This window comes from Paractinoplanes tereljensis (assembly GCF_016862435.1).
Taxonomy (GTDB): Bacteria; Actinomycetota; Actinomycetes; order Mycobacteriales; family Micromonosporaceae; genus Actinoplanes; species Actinoplanes tereljensis.
Genome location: NZ_BOMY01000034.1, coordinates 169,897 through 186,647 on the forward strand (window position 1 = coordinate 169,897; position 16,751 = coordinate 186,647).

Below are 16,751 nucleotides of genomic sequence, written 5' to 3' on the forward strand. Positions count from 1 at the left end.
CCGCAAGGGTGGAGGTCTATTGCGGAAGGCGGGACCCCCATGACGTACGTGCGGCAATGGCTTTTGCGGTTCGCCAGCACGGCATTGAGCTGGATCTACGGGCTGTACCGGGTGCACCCGGTGGCCTGGCGGGTGATGGCGAGGAACTACCGGCCCTGGATGGCCGGGTTCGGTCGCGTCCACGCCTGGATGACCTGCCAGTTCGCGGCGATCGACGTGCCCGCGTACGGCGATTTCCTCCGCCGCAACGACTGGCGGTTCCGCTGGTTCGACCTGTCCTGCTACCCGCCCACCGACAAGGTGTCCTACGTGGCCGCCTACCCGGAGGAACAGCGCTGCTGGGGTGGCCGCCTCGCGATCGCGGGCAGCGTCGTCGACGAGTCCTCCGGCTCGTCGGGCCGGCCGTACAACTGGGTGCGCAGCCGGCGCGAGCTGCGCACCGTGCACAAGAACCTGGCCGGCTACACCACCCTGGTCTTTCCGTCCCGGCGCCGGTTCGTCATCAACGCGTACTCGATGGGCGCGTGGGCCACCGGCACCAACACCGGGATCGCGATGGCCCGGGTGGCGATGGTCAAGAACACCGGGCCGGACCTGGACAAGATCATCGACACGTTGCGGCACTTCGGGCCGGGCTTCGACTACGTGATCACGGCGTACCCGCCGTTTCTGAAGCATCTTCTCGACCGGATGGACGCGGACGGCTTCCCGTGGGCCGGCTACCGGCTGTCGGCGCTGGTCGGCGGCGAGGGGATGACCGAGGCGCTGCGCGACTACCTGGAGCAGCGGTTCGACAAGGTGCGCTCCGGTTACGGCGCGAGCGACCTGACGATCGGAATGGCCGGGGAGACCGACTTCACCGTCTGGCTGCGGCGCCGGCTGCGGACCGACGCCGGGCTGCGGGCCGCGCTGCTCGGGCCGGACGAGCACCGGCTGCCGATGATCTTCCAGTACAACCCCCTGGAGACCTACCTGGAGACCACGCCGGACCAGGAGATTCTTTGCACCATCAACACCACCGCGGTGCTCAACCCGAAGGTCCGCTACAACATCGGCGACGAGGGCCGGCTGCTGCCGTTCGACGTCGTGATGCGGGCGGCCGGGCCGGAAGCCGAGGCGGCCTGGCGGGTCGACCGGATGCGCTTGCCGCTGCTGTTCCTGTTCGGGCGCAAGGACAGCACGGTGTCCTACATGGGCGCCAACATCTACCCGCAGGACGTCGAGTACGGCCTGTACACCGGCAACCCGATGGCGCACCTGATCGAGAGCTTCCGGCTGTGCCTGGAGGAGCGCGCCGACCTGGAGGCCCGGCCGACCGTCGACGTGCAGCTACGCGGCACGTCCACCCCGGACGAGCGGCGGGAACTCGCCGACCTCTGCCGGGCCGGGCTGCTGCGCTACCTCGCCGGGGTGAGCCGCGACTTCGCCGAGTCGCTGGCCGAGGACCCGTCCGCCGCCGACCTGCGGGTCCGCGTCCACGACCACGGCGACGGCCCGTTCCACGGCACCGACGGAAAGATCAAGAACGTTTACCTGACGAGGAGTACGGCATGAGGACCGACGACTTCTCCCAGGCGCCGCCGCTGGGTCAGGCCACCGCGATGTTCGTAGGAGCCACGCGCTATCGGAGCCCGTACGACATCGTGGTTTTGAGTTTGACCTGGTTTCGTCTCGTCCGGCAGATGCGGCGGATGCGGGGTTATCGCTGGCACCGGGTCTACTGGCAGTGGCCGTTCACGCTCGGCACGATCGCGTTCTTCGCCGACCGCGACGCGATGCTCAAATTCGCCCGCTCCAAGCACCACCGCGCCCTGATGTGCTGGGTCGCCGACCACGGCACCCGGCACGCCACCGGCGGATACATCCGGCTCTACACCGCCGACCGGGACGGTTACACCAACGGCGTCTGGCGGGCCGAGGACGAGCCGATGGCGCACATCGCGGACTTCTCCGCGCTGTCCACCGAGACGGCCGGCCCGCCCGTGCACCGGAAGGCCGCGCGATGAGGCTCGACCTGGTCACCGACCGGGCCGGGCTGCGGGAATTCCAGGCCTTGCCGATGCGGCTGCACCCGGCCGACCGATACGTGCCGATGGCCAACGCCGTGCTGGCCGGCTGGTGGCGCGGGAAGGCCGAGTTCTATCTCGTGCGCGATCGGAAAGGCGAGGTGGTGGGCCGCACCTGCCTGCACCGCGACCCGCGGCTCGACGCCAAGCTCGGCCGCGACCTGCAGTTGTTCGGCCTGACCGAGTTCGTCGACGACGACGCGGTGGCCGCCGCGCTCTTCCAGCTGATGGCGGAGCGGGGGCGGGACCTGTTCGGGCCGGTGGGCCTGCTGCCGAACCAGACCGGCGGCGTGATCACCTCCGGTTTCGACGAGCGGGGCTTCATCGACTCGACCTGGAACCCGGCCTACTACCCGGCCACCTACGAACGGCATGGCTTCACCCGCCGGTTCGAGTCCGACACCTGGCGCTGCGACCTGCCCGACGCCGACCCGGACGCGCTGTTCCGATTCGACGACGAGCGCCTGGCCGCGGAAAATCTGGTGCTGCGGCACGGTTCGCGCCGGCGGTTCGGCGAGCAGCTGCCGATCCTGCGGGAGATGCTCAATGCCAGCTTCGCCCGGCTGGGCTACTACACCGAGATCGACGCGGACGAGCTGGCGGCGCAGACCGACGGGCTGGCCTACCTGCTCGACGAGTCGCTGCTGATGTGGCTGGAGAAGGACGGCCGCCCGGTCGCCTTCGTGGTCACCGTGCCGGACGTCTCCCGGTTCCTGATGGCCCGGCGCGGCGACCTCGGCCTGGTCAACCAGCTGCGGTTGCTGGCCACCCGGGGCCGCTACCGCGACGAGGCGGTGCTGATCATCAAGGGGACCGTGCCCGGCGAGCAGGGCCGGGGCTATCTGACCCTGCTGTCCCGCGAGCTGTTCCGCAACCTGGTCGCCGGTGGCTACCGCACGCTGCGCAGCACGTTCGTGGAACGGGACAACCCGGCGTCGGCCGCGCAGTATCCGAGGATGGGCGGTCGCCCGCTGCACGGTTACACCTTCTACCAAAGGCCGCCCGAATATCAAAGGCAGGCCGATGAGCTGGGTCGATGAGCTGCGGCGCCGGGAGGACGCCTGCCGGCGGGCGCCGAGCGCCCACAACACCCAACCCTGGATCCTTCGGTACGCCGAGGAAGAGGTCACTGTTCATTGGGATCCGGATCGTGCGCTGCCGGATTCGGACCCGACCCGGCGGGACCTGTTCCTGTCGCTCGGCGCGTTCGTCGAGACGTGCCTGATCGTCGCCACCGGCGCCGGGCTGGCCGTGCGCGCGGAGATCGCGGTCGACGAGGACGAGCGGCGGGTGGCCCGGATAGTCGCGGCCGGCACAGCGTACGCCACGCCGTTCTCCGCCGCGGCGGTCGACCGTCGCCGCTGCGCCCGCGGCCCCTACCGGCCCGGCCATCTTCCGGAGCCGACGGCCGGTGTTCGCCGGCTTCCCTCCCGGCGGCTGGCCGGGATGTTGTCCGAATCCGATCGCCGGATGTTCGGCACCCCGGCCGTCGCCCGCGAGCTACGGCAGTGGCTGCGGCTGTCGCCCCGTCATCCGCGGTACGCGCTCGACGGCCTCACCGACCGCGCACTGGGACTGTCCCGGCTGGAGGCGGCCGGGCTCGCCGCCGCCCTCTCCCCCGTCGCCTACGCCGCCGGTCGCCGGCTCGGCCTGCCCGCGGTGCTCGCCGCGAGCCCCCGGAGCCTGCTGCGGTACGACGGTGACGTGCTGGTGCTCGTCGGCCGGGCGGACACCGCCGAGCACCTGGTGGAGCAGGGCCGGACGCTGATGCGGGTGTGGCTCGATCTGTCCGAGCGCGGACTCGCGGTGCATCCACTGAGCCAGATCCTGGACTGCGCGGCTACCGCCCGTACCCTCGAAGGCCTTTTGGGTCTGGAAGTTGGCTTTTCGGCCCTGGCCGTTTTCCGGGCCGGGCACCCGCTTCAGGAACCGGCCCGCTCGGCCCGGATCCCGGCGTCGAACGGGAAGGACACGCCGGTCAGTTCCTCGGAGACGGCCCACAGGCGACGCTGAACGGACGCGTCGTGCGAGGCCGGGCTGGAGGCGACCAGCCGGGGGTTGCCGCGGACCTCGCCGATGCCGTCGGGTCCGTAGTACTGCCCGCCCTGGACGGCCGGGTCGGTCGCGGCCCGCAGCGTGGGCAGCGCGCCCCTGGCCGGCTTCTGGGTGAGCACCGGCCCGAGCCAGGTCAGCGGCAGGCGCAGGAAGGCCGGGGTGTTGCGGGCCAGCTCGGTGTCGGACACACCGGGATGCGCGGCCACCGCGATGGTCGTGCCGTGCTCCGCGAGCCGCCGCTGCAGCTCGTAGGTGAACATCAGGTTGGCCAGCTTGGCCTGCCCGTAGGCGCCGACCCGGCTGTAGGAGTGCTCCCACTGCAGGTCGTCGAAGTGGATCGCGGCCCGGATGCGGTGCCCGACGCTGCTGACCGTCACCACCCGGGAGCCGGCCACCGGCAGGAGCCGGTCGAGCAGCAGCCCGGTGAGCGCGAAGTGGCCTAGGTGGTTGGTGCCGAACTGGGTCTCGAAGCCGTCCCGGGTGGTGCCCTTCGGGGTGTACATCACCCCGGCGTTGTTGATCAGCAGGTCGATCCGCGGGTGGGCGGCGCGCAGGTCGGCCGCCGCGGCCCGGACCGACGCGAGGGAGGTCAGGTCGAGTTCCTGCACGGTGACGTCGCCGGCCATCTGGGCGGCGGCCTGTTTGCCCTTGTCAACGTTGCGCACCGCCAGCACCACCGAGGCGCCACGCCCGGCCAGTGCCTTGGCCGTCGCGAAGCCCAGGCCGGTGTTGGCTCCGGTCACGATCGCCACCCGCCCGCGCTGGTCGGGGATGTCCTGCTCGGTCCAGTTCCTGCTCATCTCGTCCTCCTAAAGTACCGCCGGTCTCTTATGCCGACAACGTTAAGAGACCGGCGGTCTGATGTCAAGAGACCGGCGGTCTTTAAGATAAGGTGGAGGGCATGACGTTCCAACGGGCCCGCAGCGACGAACAGCGGGAAGCCCGCCGGCAGGCGATCCTGGACACCGCGGCGGCGATGCTCTGCGAGATGCCGGTGGCCGACGTGAGCCTCAACGAGCTGAGCCGGCGGGTCGGCCTGGCCAAGTCGAACGTGCTGCGCTATTTCGAGTCCCGCGAGGCGGTGCTGCTCGAACTGCTCGACTACTTCCTGCGGGCCTGGCTGCCCGAGGTGACCGCCGAGCTGGCGGCCGGCGTCGACCCGGACCGGCCCGCGACCGAGCGGGCCGGGCAGCTGGCCGACGTCCTCAGCCGGTCGCTCGCCGCCCGGGTGCAGCTGTGCGACCTGATCGGCGCGCAGGGTGGCGTGCTGGAGCACAACGTCTCGGTCGAGGTCATCCTGCGCCACAAGCGGGCCACCGTCGAGATCCTCGGGCAGGCGATCGACCTCATCCGGCACCACCTGCCGGAGGTGGGCGACGACGCCCAGACGGTCTGCCTGCAAGCCCTGATCATGGCGGGTGCCCTGTCGTCCTACTGCTCGCCGCCGGCCAGCGTGCTCGCCGCCTACCAGCACGAACCCGGTCTGGCCGCACTCCAGTTCGAGCTGGGCCCGTCGCTGCGGCTCGCGATCATCACCGCGATCCTGGGCACCCTCCCCCGGGATTGAGTTGCACCCGGCTCGCAACGGGTGACCGGCGCAACAACGCCCGCTCGCGGCCGAACTTGCCGGTATGGCACAAGGGCGAAACCGGCTGCTGACCGCATCGGTGTGGGGATCGTGCGCCCTGCTCGGCGCGGTCCTCGTTCAGTTCGTCACCGGATGGGGCAGCGGCTCCTCGGCCGGAGTGATCAACAACCTGGCCTACCTGCCCGCCGTCGTGCTGACCGCGGTCCTCGGGCTCCGGCTGATCCTGGCGGGCGGGCTGGACCAGCGCGAGCGCCGGGCCTGGATCCTGCTCGAGGTGTCGTTCGTCTGCCAGGTCGTGGCGCACGTGGCCTCGCTGATCCAGAAACCCGGGTACCCGGCCTTCTCCGACTACCTGTACGCGGGGGCGATCCCGTTCGTGGTGGCCGGGCTGTTGCTGCTGCCGGCCGCGCACCGCAACCGGGCCGAACGGGTCAAGCTGCTGATCGACTCGCTGATCATCGTGGCCGGGGCCTGCATGACGCTCTGGTACCTGGAGATCGGCCCGCTGCTGCAGACCCCGGGCGCCGACCCCGAGGTGATCATCTTCTCGACCGCCGTGCCGGTGCTCGACCTGCTGCTGCTCTTCGCGCTGATCACGTTGCTGCTGCGCCGCTCGGAGACCGGTGCCGCGGTGGCCCTGCTGGGCGGGTCGATGGCCTTCAAGGTGGTCGCCGACAGCACCTACACGATCGCGTACGTGCAGTTCGGGGTCTATTTCCGGCCCGGCGACTGGCCCTACCTGCTGTGGGCGGCCGGTGCCGTGCTGACCCTGCTCGCCGTGCACCGCCGCCTGCGCCAGAACGGCCCGGCCCCGGCCGAGCGCCCCGGTCGCGGCCGGCTCGGCTGGCTGCCGTACGGCGCGGTCGCCCTGGCCTCCGGCCTGCTGGCCTTCGTCGCCCGGGAGCAGTCGCTGTACCCGCTCGGCGGCATGATCATCGGCGCCATCGTGATCACCGCCCTGGTGATCGCCCGGCAGATGTACGCCCAGCGGGAGAACCGCCGGCTGGCCGTCACCGACCCGCTCACCGGGCTGTCCAACCGCGCCCTGATCGCCGAGCGCCTGGCCGAGGTGACCCGGCAGCCGCTGCGCGCCGACCGGCACAGCGCGGTCCTGCTGATCGACCTCGACCGCTTCAAGCCGATCAACGACGCGTACGGCCACGAGGCCGGCGACGCCGTGCTCAAGGCGGTCGCGGCCGCCCTGCGCGCGGTGATCCGCTCCGGCGACACGGCCGGCCGGCTCGGCGGCGACGAGTTCGCCGTCGTGCTGCCCGCCCTGCCGACCCGGGCCGCCGCCGAGGGCATCGCCCAGCGGCTGGTCGACGCGCTGCGCACGCCGGTGATCTTCGGGGACGCGCTGCTGTCCATCGAAGCGAGCATCGGCGTCGCGTTCCGGGACGAGACCACCCTCGACACCGAGCAGCTGCTCGCCCACGCCGACGCCGCCATGTACGCGGTGAAGCGCTCCGGCCGCGGCCACTTCCGGGTCTACACCCCGGAGCTGGACACCCGCGCCCGCGACGCCGAACTGCGCCGGGCGGTGGCCGGCGACGAACTGGTCGTGCACTTCCAGCCGGTGGTCTCGCTGACCGGCGGCGGGGGCATGTCGGTCGAGGCGCTGGTGCGCTGGAACCACCCGACCCGCGGCCTGCTGATGCCGGGCGCGTTCATCGACCTGGCCGAGGAGACCGGCGCGGTGATCCCGATCGGCGAGTGGGTGCTGCGCGACGCGTGCCGGCAGGTCGCCGGGTGGCGGGCGGCGAACCCGGCCGCCGAGTCGGTGTGGCTGAACGTCAACCTCTCGGCCCGGCAGGTCACCCAGCCGGCCCTGGTCGAGACCATCCGGGAGATCCTGGCCGAGACCGGCTTCCCCGCCGACCGCCTCGTCCTGGAGCTGACCGAGAGCGTGATCCTGCAGCCCGACGAGCAGACCGTGGCCCGGCTGAACACGCTGCGGGAGATGGGCATCGGCATCTCGGTCGACGACTTCGGCACCGGCTATGCCGCGCTGAGCTACCTGCGGTCACTGCCGGTCACCGTGCTGAAGATCGACCGCTCGTTCGTCACCGGCATCGACACCGATCCCGACACGTACGCCGTGGCCGAGGCCATCGTGCGGCTGGCCCAGGCCTACAAGCTGCACGTGGTGGCCGAGGGCATCGAGACCGCCGAGCAGGCCCGCTGCCTGGTCGAGATGGGCTGCGGCTACGGCCAGGGTTACCACTTCGCCCGCCCGATGCCCGGCCCGGCCTTGGCCGAGCTGCTGGAATCGCGCCGCGTCCTGAGCTGATCATGGCGTAACCACAGGTCAAACATAGAAGTGCTCATTACGTTCCGGCGCTGTGATCGCCGTCCGGATGTACCGCATCCTCCCCAAGCGCTATCGGCTGCGGCTGATCCAGCTGCTGCCGCCGCACCGGCAGCTGTGGCTGGTCCGGCAGCTCACCCGGCAACGGTCGCTGCCGCGCCCGGCCGCGGCGGGGGCGCTGATCCGCGTACGGGATGGGGGTCGTGCTGTTCTGGCCCTGGTGGTGACCGAGATGACCGCGGCCCGGGCCTGGCAGCAGAACCTCGACGCGGTGACCACCGTGCTCGACCGGGAGGGCGTCGACCACTTCTGTGTCCGCCCGGTCGACGACGCGCACAGCGTGGTGGCGGTGCACCGCCGGGACCGGGCCCGCACGCTGGACGCCCTCCGGTCGGCCGCCGAACTGGCCGGGGCGCGGATCCGCACCGGGCGGATCACCGACGCCGGGTTCCGGGCCGGCCGGGCCGCACGGACCGGCGTGCAGGTCTTCTTCCCGTTCACCGACCCGCGCGGCACCACCGTCCTGGGTAGCGGGTCGGCCTGCGAGATCGAGTTCTGGCAGGAGCTGCCGGGCGAGGACGGCGCCCCGGCGATGCTCGTCGGCCCGCGCCGCAACCGGGTCGCCGCCGCCCTGCCGGTGGACGGCCCGTCGGTCCGGGTCGGCGCCGCCACGATCAACCGGATGCTGCCCGCGACCGGCGACGAACCCCGTTACCGGACCCGGGCCGAGTTCGCCGACGCCGCCCCCGACGACGTCCGCTTCCCGATCGACGCGGTCTTCACCTGGGTCGACGGCGACGATCCGGACTGGCTCGACCGCAAGAACGCGACCCTGGCCGCGATCGGCGCGCAGCAGATCAACGCGATCGCGGCCAACCAGTCCCGGTTCACCAGCCGCGACGAACTCAAGTACGCGCTGCGCTCGATCGTCGCCTTCGCACCCTGGATCCGGCGGATCCACGTGGTCACCGACGACCAGATCCCGCCGTGGCTGGACGACTCGCACCCCGGGCTGACCGTGATCAGTCACCGGGACCTGTTCGCCGGCACCGGCTCGCTGCCGACGTTCAACTCGCACGCGATCGAGTCCCGGCTGCACCTGATCCCCGGGCTGGCCGAGCACTTCATCTACTTCAACGACGACATGTTCCTCGGCCGGCCGGTGCCGCCGACCGCGTTCTTCCACGCCAACGGGATCGCCAAATTCTTCCTCTCGTCGGCCCAATTGGAGGCCGGCCCGGCGACCGCCTTCGACGCGCCGGTCACCGCGGCCGGCAAGAACAACCGGCAGCATGTCCTGGACCGGTTCGGCCGGGGCATCACGCAGAAGATGCAGCACGTGCCGTACCCGTTGCAGCGCAGCGTCCTCGAAGAGATCGAACGGACCATCCCGGATGAGGTGCTGCACACCGCGCAGCACCCGTTCCGGCACCCCGAGGACCTGTCCATCCCGTCGTCACTGCAGCACTACTGGGCCTATCTGACCGGCCGGGCGGTACCCGGCAGCATCAAATACACGTACGCCGATCTCGCCCATCCCTCCACGCCGGCCCGGCTGGCGTTCCTGCTGGCCCGGCGGGCCACCGACGTCTTCTGCCTGAACGACACCGACTCGGCGGTGGTCGCTCAGGCCGAGCAGCTCGCCATCATGGCCGACTTCCTGCCCCGCTACTTCCCGTTCCGCTCACCCTTCGAGCTGCCCGACGACGTGACCGCCGAGCGGTCCGCGCTCAGCGCCACCCAGCTGGGCCTCGGCGCCCAGCCATGCCCGCACCGCGGCGGCGGTGGTCCGGGCGTGGACGTTGAGCATGCTGAAGTGGTCGCCGGGAACCTCGATCCGGGTGTGCGGCACCGATCGGGCCGCCCGCCATCCGGTGGGCAGGCCAGGTAGCAGGTCGGCCGCCGCCACCAGCAGGCTCGGCGTGGTCAGCGGCCGGGGCCGCCAGTCGAAGAGCAGCCGGATGTAGGTGCCGGCGGCCAGCATCAGGGTTCGCTCGGCCTCCGGGCTCAGCCGGGCCCGCATCCGGGTCAGGCCGGTCGCCACCAGGGTGGCCCGCAGGTTGTCGTGGCCGTCGTGGTCGTTCTCGTAGGTGTCGAGCAGCACAAGGGCCGCCGCCGGGTTTCCGGCGCCCTCCAGGTGCTCCGCGACCAGGTGCGCCAGATGGCCGCCGCTGGACCTTCCGACCAGGACGAACGGCCGCCCCTCGGCCGCCCGGAGGGCTCCCTCGGCCAGCGAGGCGGTGACCGACGCCAGCGAGGAAGGCCGAGAGACCAAAGATTCAAAACCCGGCAGCGGTACGACGGTGACAGCACCGCCGGCAGCCCGAGCGAACGCCTGGAACTCAAGATGCGGAAACGGCCCGTACGAGGGCAGGCACACGAGCACCGGTCCGTCGTCGGCCTCAGCCAGGCGCACCGGAGCGGGCACCCCGCCGTCGTCCTCCCCCAGCGGCGCGGCCGATGCGCTGATCAGCAGATTCACCGCCAGCTCAGGCCGCCCCGCCCCGAGAATCGCGTGGAACAGTGCCGGCACTCCCGCCGCCACATCGCCGGCCACCCCGGCAGTCGAGGCCGTCGCGGCTGGGGCGGGTGCCCGGTTGTGTTCTTCGGCGATCCAGCGGGCCAGGGCGGCCGGAGTGGGATGGTCGAAGACCACGGTGGCCGGCATGGCTATCCCGGTCGCGGCCACCAGGCGGGTGCGCAGCTGGATCGAGCCGACCGAGTCCAGGCCCTGGTCGGTGAAGGCGGCGCCGAGGTCCACCGGGGACGCGTCCGGATAGCCCAGCTCGCCGGCCACCTCGGTGCGGATAAGCGTCTCGGCCGCGGTCACCAGTTCAGCCCCGGTCAGGCCGGCCAGGACCTCGGGCTGCCCGGTCGCCACCGGCTCCGCGGTGGTGACCGGGCGCGAGCTGCCCGGCGGCAGCGGGGCGACCACCGGTTCGGCGGCCCGCAGCGCCGCGTCGAAGGCGGCCGTGATCTCGGCCGGGGTCAGCGGACGCAGCCGGGAGCGGTTGGTCACCGGCATGCCGCCGTCCAGGTCGAGCGGGCCCCAGGCCACCGACCGGCCCGGCTGACCGGCATCGTGGCGGCGCCGGGCCAGGTCGTCCAGGAAGGCGTTGCCGGCCGCATACGGGCCCTGGCCCGGGTTGCCGAGCAGCCCGGACGCCGAGGAGAACAGCACGAACGCGGCCAGGTCCCGGGTCAGCTCATGCAGATGCCAGGCGGCGTCGACCTTGGGCCGCAGCACGTCGTCGACCCGATCCCGGGTAAGTCCCTCGAGGGTGCCGTCGCTGAGCACCCCGGCGGTGTGCACCACCGCGCTGACCGGCGGATCGGCCTTGGCCAGCAGATCGGCAACGTCGGAGCGTTCCGAGACGTCGGCGGCGACGATGGTGACGGCGTCGCCGAGGTCAGCGCGCAGGCCCGCCGCCCGCGGCGCCCGGTCGCCCTGCCGGCTGACCAGCAGCAGGTGCCGCACCCCATAGGCGGCAACGAGATGCCGAGCGATCAGCCCAGCCAGCGCCCCGGTGCCACCGGTGATCAACACAGTCCCGGACCCGAACGAAATACCGTCCGCCTCGCCCGCACCCGGCCGAACGCCGGACCCCGCGCGGGGTTCCGCGATGGCAGCGCGGACGAGCCGGGGCACGCCGACCATGCCTCTGCGGAGGCCAGCCTCGGCTTCGGTGGCGGCGACCCGGATCGCGCCGGGCAGCGCGCGCAGCGACTCGGCGGTGCCGTCGTGGGCGACCAGGCCCACCCGGCCGGGATATTCGGCGGCAGCGACCCGCACCAGCCCGGCCACGGCCGCCGACCGGGTGGTGATGACCAGGCGGGCCGGGCCGGGCAGGCGCCCGCGCAGGGCGAGAACCGCGTTCCACACCTGGTCGCGCACGTCGGCCGGGCCGGCCGGGTCGATGGTGTCGAGGTCGAGCACAACCGGGGCCGGGCCGTCGGCTGGGATCGGGACCGGGACCAACGCCGGGGTGAGCAGGGCGCGGGGCACTGCACGCAGGGTCAGCGACTCGATCTCCAGCAGTGGGGTGCCGTCCTCGGTGGACAGCTGCACCGCGAGCCGGTCGCGGCGGGCCGGGTCGCGGGTGAGCCGGACGCGGGCCCGCGTGGCGTCGCCGGCCCAGCGGCGGACGCCGGTGAAGACGAACGGCAGGCGTGGTTCTCGCGCGGCCGCCTCGAACAGCCGCGCGGGATGCAGTGCGGCGTCGGTCAGCGCGGCGTGCAGGTCGGTGCCGGCGCCGGCCGCGGAGACCGGCAGGCGCAGTTCGGCGTACATGGTGTCGCCAGAACGCCAGGCGGCGGTGACCCCGCGGAAGGCGGGACCGTAGTCGCCGCCGGCGTACAGGTCGCCGAGGTCGGCCGGTTCCGCGTCCGGCGGCGGCCAGGTGCGCACCCACGGCCACGGCGACGGTGCGGCGGAATCCGGGCGGCAGGTGCCGGTGGCGTGCCGCGTCCAGGCGCCGGACCGTCCGGCCTGGATCTCCAGGCTGCGGGCGCCGTCGGCGGCCGGCTCGCCGAGCAGCACGCGCAGCTCGACCGCGTCGTCGTCGGGCAGTTCCAGGGGGCGCTCGGCGACGAGTTCCGCGACGACCGGCACCCCGGCCTGCTCGCCGGCGGTCACCGCCAGCTCGGCCAGCAGCGTGCCCGGCACCAGCGGGGTGCCGCCCAGCGCGTGATCGCGCAGCCAGGGATGGGTGCGCAGGGACAGCCGGCCGGTGTCCGAGGTCAGGATCCGGGGCGCGCGGACGGTGTCGGTGAGCCAGAACCGGCGGCGCTGGAACGGGTAGGTGGGCAGGGCGGCGGCCCGCCTCGGGTCGCCGTGGCCGAGCACCGCCGGCCGGTCCAGGTGGACGCCGGCCGCCCACAGCCGGGCGGCGGTGTCGTCGGACATCGGCACGGCGTGGCCGGGGACCAGGTGGGTCAGCGTGGGACGGGGGCCCAGCTCGACGGTGATCCCGGTCAGCGTGCCGGCCGCGGCGGCGAACCGCACCGGCTCGCGGACCTGCCGCACCCAGTAGCCGGCGTCGCGCAGGTCGTCGCCGGTGGCCGGGCGGCCGGTCAGGGTGGAGACGATCGGAATCGCCGGGGCCTGGTAGGTCAGCGAACGGGCGACCTCGGCGAACTCCGCGAGCATCGGCTCCATCCGTACCGAATGGAAAGCGTGACTGACTCGCAGCGCGGTGGTCCGGTAGCCGCGGTCGCGCAGCGTCGCGGCGATGGCCGCGACGGCGTCCTCGTCGCCGGAGAGGGTGATCGACCGGGGGCCGTTGACCGCGGCCAGGCCGGCCCGCGAACCCAGCAGCGGCCGCACCTCGTCCTCGGCGGCGTCTACGGCGACCATGGCGCCGCCCGGCGGCAGCGCGCCCATCAGCCGGGCCCGCGCGGCGACCAGGCGGACCGCGTCGGGCAGCGCGAGGATCCCGGCGACGTGCGCGGCGGCCAGCTCGCCGACCGAGTGTCCGACCAGGACGCCGGGGCGGACACCCCAGGACCGCAGCAGGCGGTACGCAGCCACGCCGAACGCGAACAGCACCGGCTGGGCGTTCTCGGTGCGGTCGAGATCGGCGCCGGCGGGTACCGCGAACTCGGCCAGCACCTCGTCGTAGGCCGACCGGAACAGCGGCGAGGTCAGCATCTCCCGCATACCCGGCCGTTGCGCGCCCTGACCGGGGAAGACGAAGGCGACCTGCCCGGCCGGGCGGCCGTCGCCGAGCACCAGGGCGGGGTGGGCCGCACCGGCGGCGAGCGCGGCCAGTCCGCCGTCGCCGAGGATCGCGGCCCGGCGACGCTGGGCGGCCCGGGTGCCCAGCGCGGCGGCGTCCAGCGGGCCGTGCGCCAGCAGTTGCCCCGCCAGGGCGCGCAGACCCGGCTCGTCTGCCGCGGACAACAGCAAGGGCCCCGCCTCCGAGGCCTCGAAAGCCGACAGATCCAACGGCGCCTGTTCGAGGATCACGTGGGCGTTCGTGCCGGAGATGCCGAACGAGGAGACCGCGGCCCGGCGCGGACGCCCGGTCTCCGGCCAGTCCCGGGCGGCGGTCAGCAGCGAGACGTCGCCGGCGGTCCAGTCGACCTTGTCGGTGGGCTGGTCGGCGTGCAGGGTGCGGGGCATCCGGCCGTGCCGCATCGCGGCCACCATCTTGATCACGCCGGCCACCCCGGCGGCGGCCTGGGTGTGACCGATATTGGACTTCACCGAGCCCAGCCACAGCGGCCGGCCGGCCGGCCGGTCCCGGCCGTACACGGCGAGAAGTGCCTGCGCCTCGATCGGGTCACCGAGCGGGGTGCCGGTGCCGTGCGCCTCGGCCAGGTCGACGTCGGCCGGGGTCAGCCGGGCGTCGGCCAGAGCGGCCCGCAGCACCCGCTGCTGGGCCGGGCCGTGCGGGGCGGCGAGCCCGTTGGAGGCGCCGTCCGAACCGACCGCCGAGCCGCGCAGCAGGCCGAGCACCGGGTGGCCGTGCCGGCGGGCGTCGGAGAGCCGTTCCAGCAGGAGCAGGCCGGCTCCCTCGGCCCAGCCGGTGCCGTCGGCGCCGGTCGCGAACGCCTTGACCCGGCCGTCCGGGGCGAGTCCGCGCAGCCGGCTGAAGCCGACGAACGGGCCCGGGGTGGACATCACCGTCGCGCCGCCCGCGATGGCCAGGGCGCACTCGCCGGACCGCAGCGCCTTGGCCGCCCAGTGCAGTGCGACAAGCGACGACGAGCAGGCGGTGTCGACCGTGACGGCCGGTCCGGTGAGCCCGAACGTGTAGGCGATCCGGCCGGACGCGACACTGCCGGCCGAGCCCAGCCCCAGGTGTCCCTCCAGCTCCGCCGTCGGGTCGAGGGCCGAGCCGGCGTAGTCGCGGTACATCAGGCCGACGTACGTGCCGGTGTCGCTGCCCCGGACGGTGGCCGGGTCGATGCCGGCCCGTTCCCACAGCTCCCAGGCGGTCTCCAGGAGAAGCCGCTGCTGCGGGTCCATGGCCAGGGCCTCGGCCGGTCCGATGCCGAACGGCGCCGGGTCGAACCCGGTCGCGTCGTGCAGGAAGCCACCGTCCCGGGTGTACGTGCGGCCGGCCCGGTCCGGGTCGGGGTCGTAGAGATCGGGATCCCAGCCACGGTCGTCCGGGAAGCCGGTGATCGCGTCGGTCTCCCGGACGACCAGGTCCCACAGGTCCTCCGGCGAGCGCACCCCGCCGGGATAACGGCAGGCCATCGCGACGATCGCGATCGGATCGTCGTCGGCCCGCGATGGCTCCTCGAGCGGCGGCGCGTGCCGTATCACCTTGCCGGTGTCGGTGCGCGGGATGGCGGTGACCAGGCGGATCTCGTCGGGGGCCCGGCCGGCCGACAGGCGGCTGCGGCAGGCGGCCAGCAGCGCCACCGGATCGGCTCCCCCGGCGGCCGGCACGACGTAGCCGACGGCCACCTGCCCGAGCCGGTGATGTGGCCGGCCGGCCACCATGGCGTCGGCCACCCCGGGCAGTGCCAGCAGCACCTTCTCGATCTCGGCCGGGTGCACGTTGGCGCCGCCGCGAATGATCAGGTCACCGGCCCGCCCGGTCAGCACCAGCAGGTCATCGTCGACCAGGCGGGCCAGGTCGCCGGTGTGGTACCAGCCGTCGGTGAGCACCTCGGCGGTGGCCTCGGGCTGGTTGTGGTAACCGCGCATGACGCCGGGCCCGCGCAGCCAGAGCTCGCCCTCGGCGCCCGGTGGCAGCGGTTCCCCGGTTCCCGGCCGGACGATCCGGGCCTCGAAGGCGGTGATCCGGCCGACCGAGCCGTCGACCGGGATCGGTCCCGGTGTCTCCAGTGCGATCGCGCCGCAGGTCTCGGTGCTGCCGTAGCTGTTCACCAGCGGAACCCCGAGCGCCCGCCGGACGCTGAGCCGCATCTCGGCCGGGCACGGGGCGCCGCCGGTGACGCACACCCGCAGCGACGGTACGGCCAGTCGCCGCTCGCCGAGTGTGGCCAGCAGCCGGTGGTAGGTGGTCGGCACTCCGGTCAGGACGGTCGGCGCGGTGCTCTCGACGGCGTCGATCAGCTCGGCGTCCGACGGATGGTCCAGGATCGTCGCGGTCGCCCCGGTGACCAGCACCCCCAGCAGGCAGCGGGCGTGGCCGAGCGCGTGGTGCAGCGGAAGCGGCCAGAGCAGGCGGTCGTCCTCCCCGACGCCGAGCACGGTCATCACCCGGACCACCGTGTCCAGCCAGCGGGCCTGGCTCGACACCACTCCCTTCGGCCGGCCGGTGCTGCCCGAGGTGTAGTGGATCCAGGCGTCCTCGTCCGGGCCGAGGTCGTCGCGCGCGGGCCCGTCACCGGCGGTGAGGACTGGGTCGATGTCGGTCACCACCAGCCGGGGCCGGCAGTCGTCCACGAAGGCGGCGAGCTCGGCGGTCGACGACCGCGGGTTGACCGGCACGCCGATCCCGGCCGCCCGCACCACCCCGAGCACCGCGACCACCGCGTCGAGCCCGGCCGGCAGGTTCACCAGGACCGGGTCGCCGCGCTCCACCCCGAGGGCGGCCAGGCCGGCCGCGAACCGCCGGGTCCGTTCCTCCAGCTCGGCGAAGGTGAGCTGCCGCCCACCGGCCACGAACGCGGGGTGGGCGGGCCGCTCGTCGGCGTGCCGGCGCAGAAGTTCGACAATGGACGTATGCACGGGGGACACGATGGCAGATCGACGCACGTGGCTCCGGGAACCGTTCCGCGCGGATGAGACGTCTCACCCCGACAAGACGAC

General features: G+C 73.0%; 8 protein-coding genes and 1 pseudogene. 7 read left to right on the forward strand and 2 right to left on the reverse strand.

The features are described 5' to 3' along the window. Nucleotides 1–39: 39 nt before the first annotated feature. The 4 genes from Ate02nite_RS25905 to Ate02nite_RS25920 are packed head-to-tail and all read left to right on the forward strand — an operon-like array spanning nucleotide 40 to nucleotide 4,079. A complete protein-coding gene (locus Ate02nite_RS25905; RefSeq protein ID WP_203809973.1) occupies nucleotides 40–1,554 on the forward strand; it encodes a phenylacetate--CoA ligase family protein in 1,515 nt (504 codons plus the stop codon). Continuing rightward, nucleotides 1,551–2,006, forward strand: a complete 456-nt coding sequence (locus Ate02nite_RS25910) for a DUF4188 domain-containing protein (protein ID WP_203809975.1) — start codon at nucleotides 1,551–1,553, stop codon at nucleotides 2,004–2,006. The genes Ate02nite_RS25905 and Ate02nite_RS25910 overlap by 4 nt, the downstream gene beginning before the upstream one ends. After that, nucleotides 2,003–3,106 (forward strand): GNAT family N-acetyltransferase, encoded by a 1,104-nt coding sequence (locus Ate02nite_RS25915; protein WP_203809977.1) that lies wholly within the window; start codon nucleotides 2,003–2,005, stop codon nucleotides 3,104–3,106. Before Ate02nite_RS25910 ends, Ate02nite_RS25915 begins: the two co-directional genes overlap by 4 nt. Beyond that, nucleotides 3,090–4,079, forward strand: coding sequence for a nitroreductase family protein (locus Ate02nite_RS25920; protein WP_239147688.1), 990 nt, complete (start codon nucleotides 3,090–3,092; stop codon nucleotides 4,077–4,079). Before Ate02nite_RS25915 ends, Ate02nite_RS25920 begins: the two co-directional genes overlap by 17 nt. Here the strand turns inward: Ate02nite_RS25920 and Ate02nite_RS25925 are convergent. Further along, the gene (locus Ate02nite_RS25925; RefSeq protein WP_203809979.1) at nucleotides 3,989–4,921 is read right to left on the reverse strand and encodes an SDR family NAD(P)-dependent oxidoreductase; all 933 of its coding nucleotides are present in this window, start codon (nucleotides 4,919–4,921) and stop codon (nucleotides 3,989–3,991) included. The genes Ate02nite_RS25920 and Ate02nite_RS25925 overlap by 91 nt on opposite strands. A 101-nt stretch (nucleotides 4,922–5,022) precedes the next feature. Between Ate02nite_RS25925 and Ate02nite_RS25930 the strand changes: the two genes are divergently transcribed. From Ate02nite_RS25930 to Ate02nite_RS25940, 3 genes are all read left to right on the forward strand, one after another. Continuing rightward, on the forward strand, nucleotides 5,023–5,688 hold the full coding sequence (locus Ate02nite_RS25930; RefSeq protein ID WP_203809981.1) for a TetR/AcrR family transcriptional regulator: 666 nt from the start codon (nucleotides 5,023–5,025) through the stop codon (nucleotides 5,686–5,688). A 64-nt stretch (nucleotides 5,689–5,752) separates the two neighbouring features. After that, entirely contained in the window at nucleotides 5,753–7,999 is a 2,247-nt protein-coding gene (locus Ate02nite_RS25935; protein ID WP_203809983.1) for a putative bifunctional diguanylate cyclase/phosphodiesterase, read from the forward strand. A gap of 52 nt (nucleotides 8,000–8,051) precedes the next feature. Further along, a complete protein-coding gene (locus Ate02nite_RS25940; RefSeq protein WP_239147689.1) occupies nucleotides 8,052–9,908 on the forward strand; it encodes a stealth family protein in 1,857 nt (618 codons plus the stop codon). Here the strand turns inward: Ate02nite_RS25940 and Ate02nite_RS48945 are convergent. Next, nucleotides 9,864–16,634: pseudogene (locus Ate02nite_RS48945) on the reverse strand (SDR family NAD(P)-dependent oxidoreductase); the annotation flags it as partial. The gene Ate02nite_RS25940 and the pseudogene Ate02nite_RS48945 sit on opposite strands and share 45 nt — an antisense overlap. Nucleotides 16,635–16,751: the final 117 nt, after the last annotated feature.

Excerpts from the sequence above, each read along its gene's own strand:
- Ate02nite_RS25905 (WP_203809973.1), top strand. The coding sequence starts at position 40 with ATGACGTACGTGCGGCAATGGCTTTTGCGGTTCGCCAGCACGGCATTG.
- Ate02nite_RS25910 (WP_203809975.1), top strand. The coding sequence starts at position 1,551 with ATGAGGACCGACGACTTCTCCCAGGCGCCGCCGCTGGGTCAGGCCACC.
- Ate02nite_RS25915 (WP_203809977.1), top strand. The coding sequence starts at position 2,003 with ATGAGGCTCGACCTGGTCACCGACCGGGCCGGGCTGCGGGAATTCCAG.
- Ate02nite_RS25920 (WP_239147688.1), top strand. The coding sequence starts at position 3,090 with ATGAGCTGGGTCGATGAGCTGCGGCGCCGGGAGGACGCCTGCCGGCGG.
- Ate02nite_RS25925 (WP_203809979.1), bottom strand. The coding sequence starts at position 4,921 with ATGAGCAGGAACTGGACCGAGCAGGACATCCCCGACCAGCGCGGGCGG.
- Ate02nite_RS25930 (WP_203809981.1), top strand. The coding sequence starts at position 5,023 with ATGACGTTCCAACGGGCCCGCAGCGACGAACAGCGGGAAGCCCGCCGG.
- Ate02nite_RS25935 (WP_203809983.1), top strand. The coding sequence starts at position 5,753 with ATGGCACAAGGGCGAAACCGGCTGCTGACCGCATCGGTGTGGGGATCG.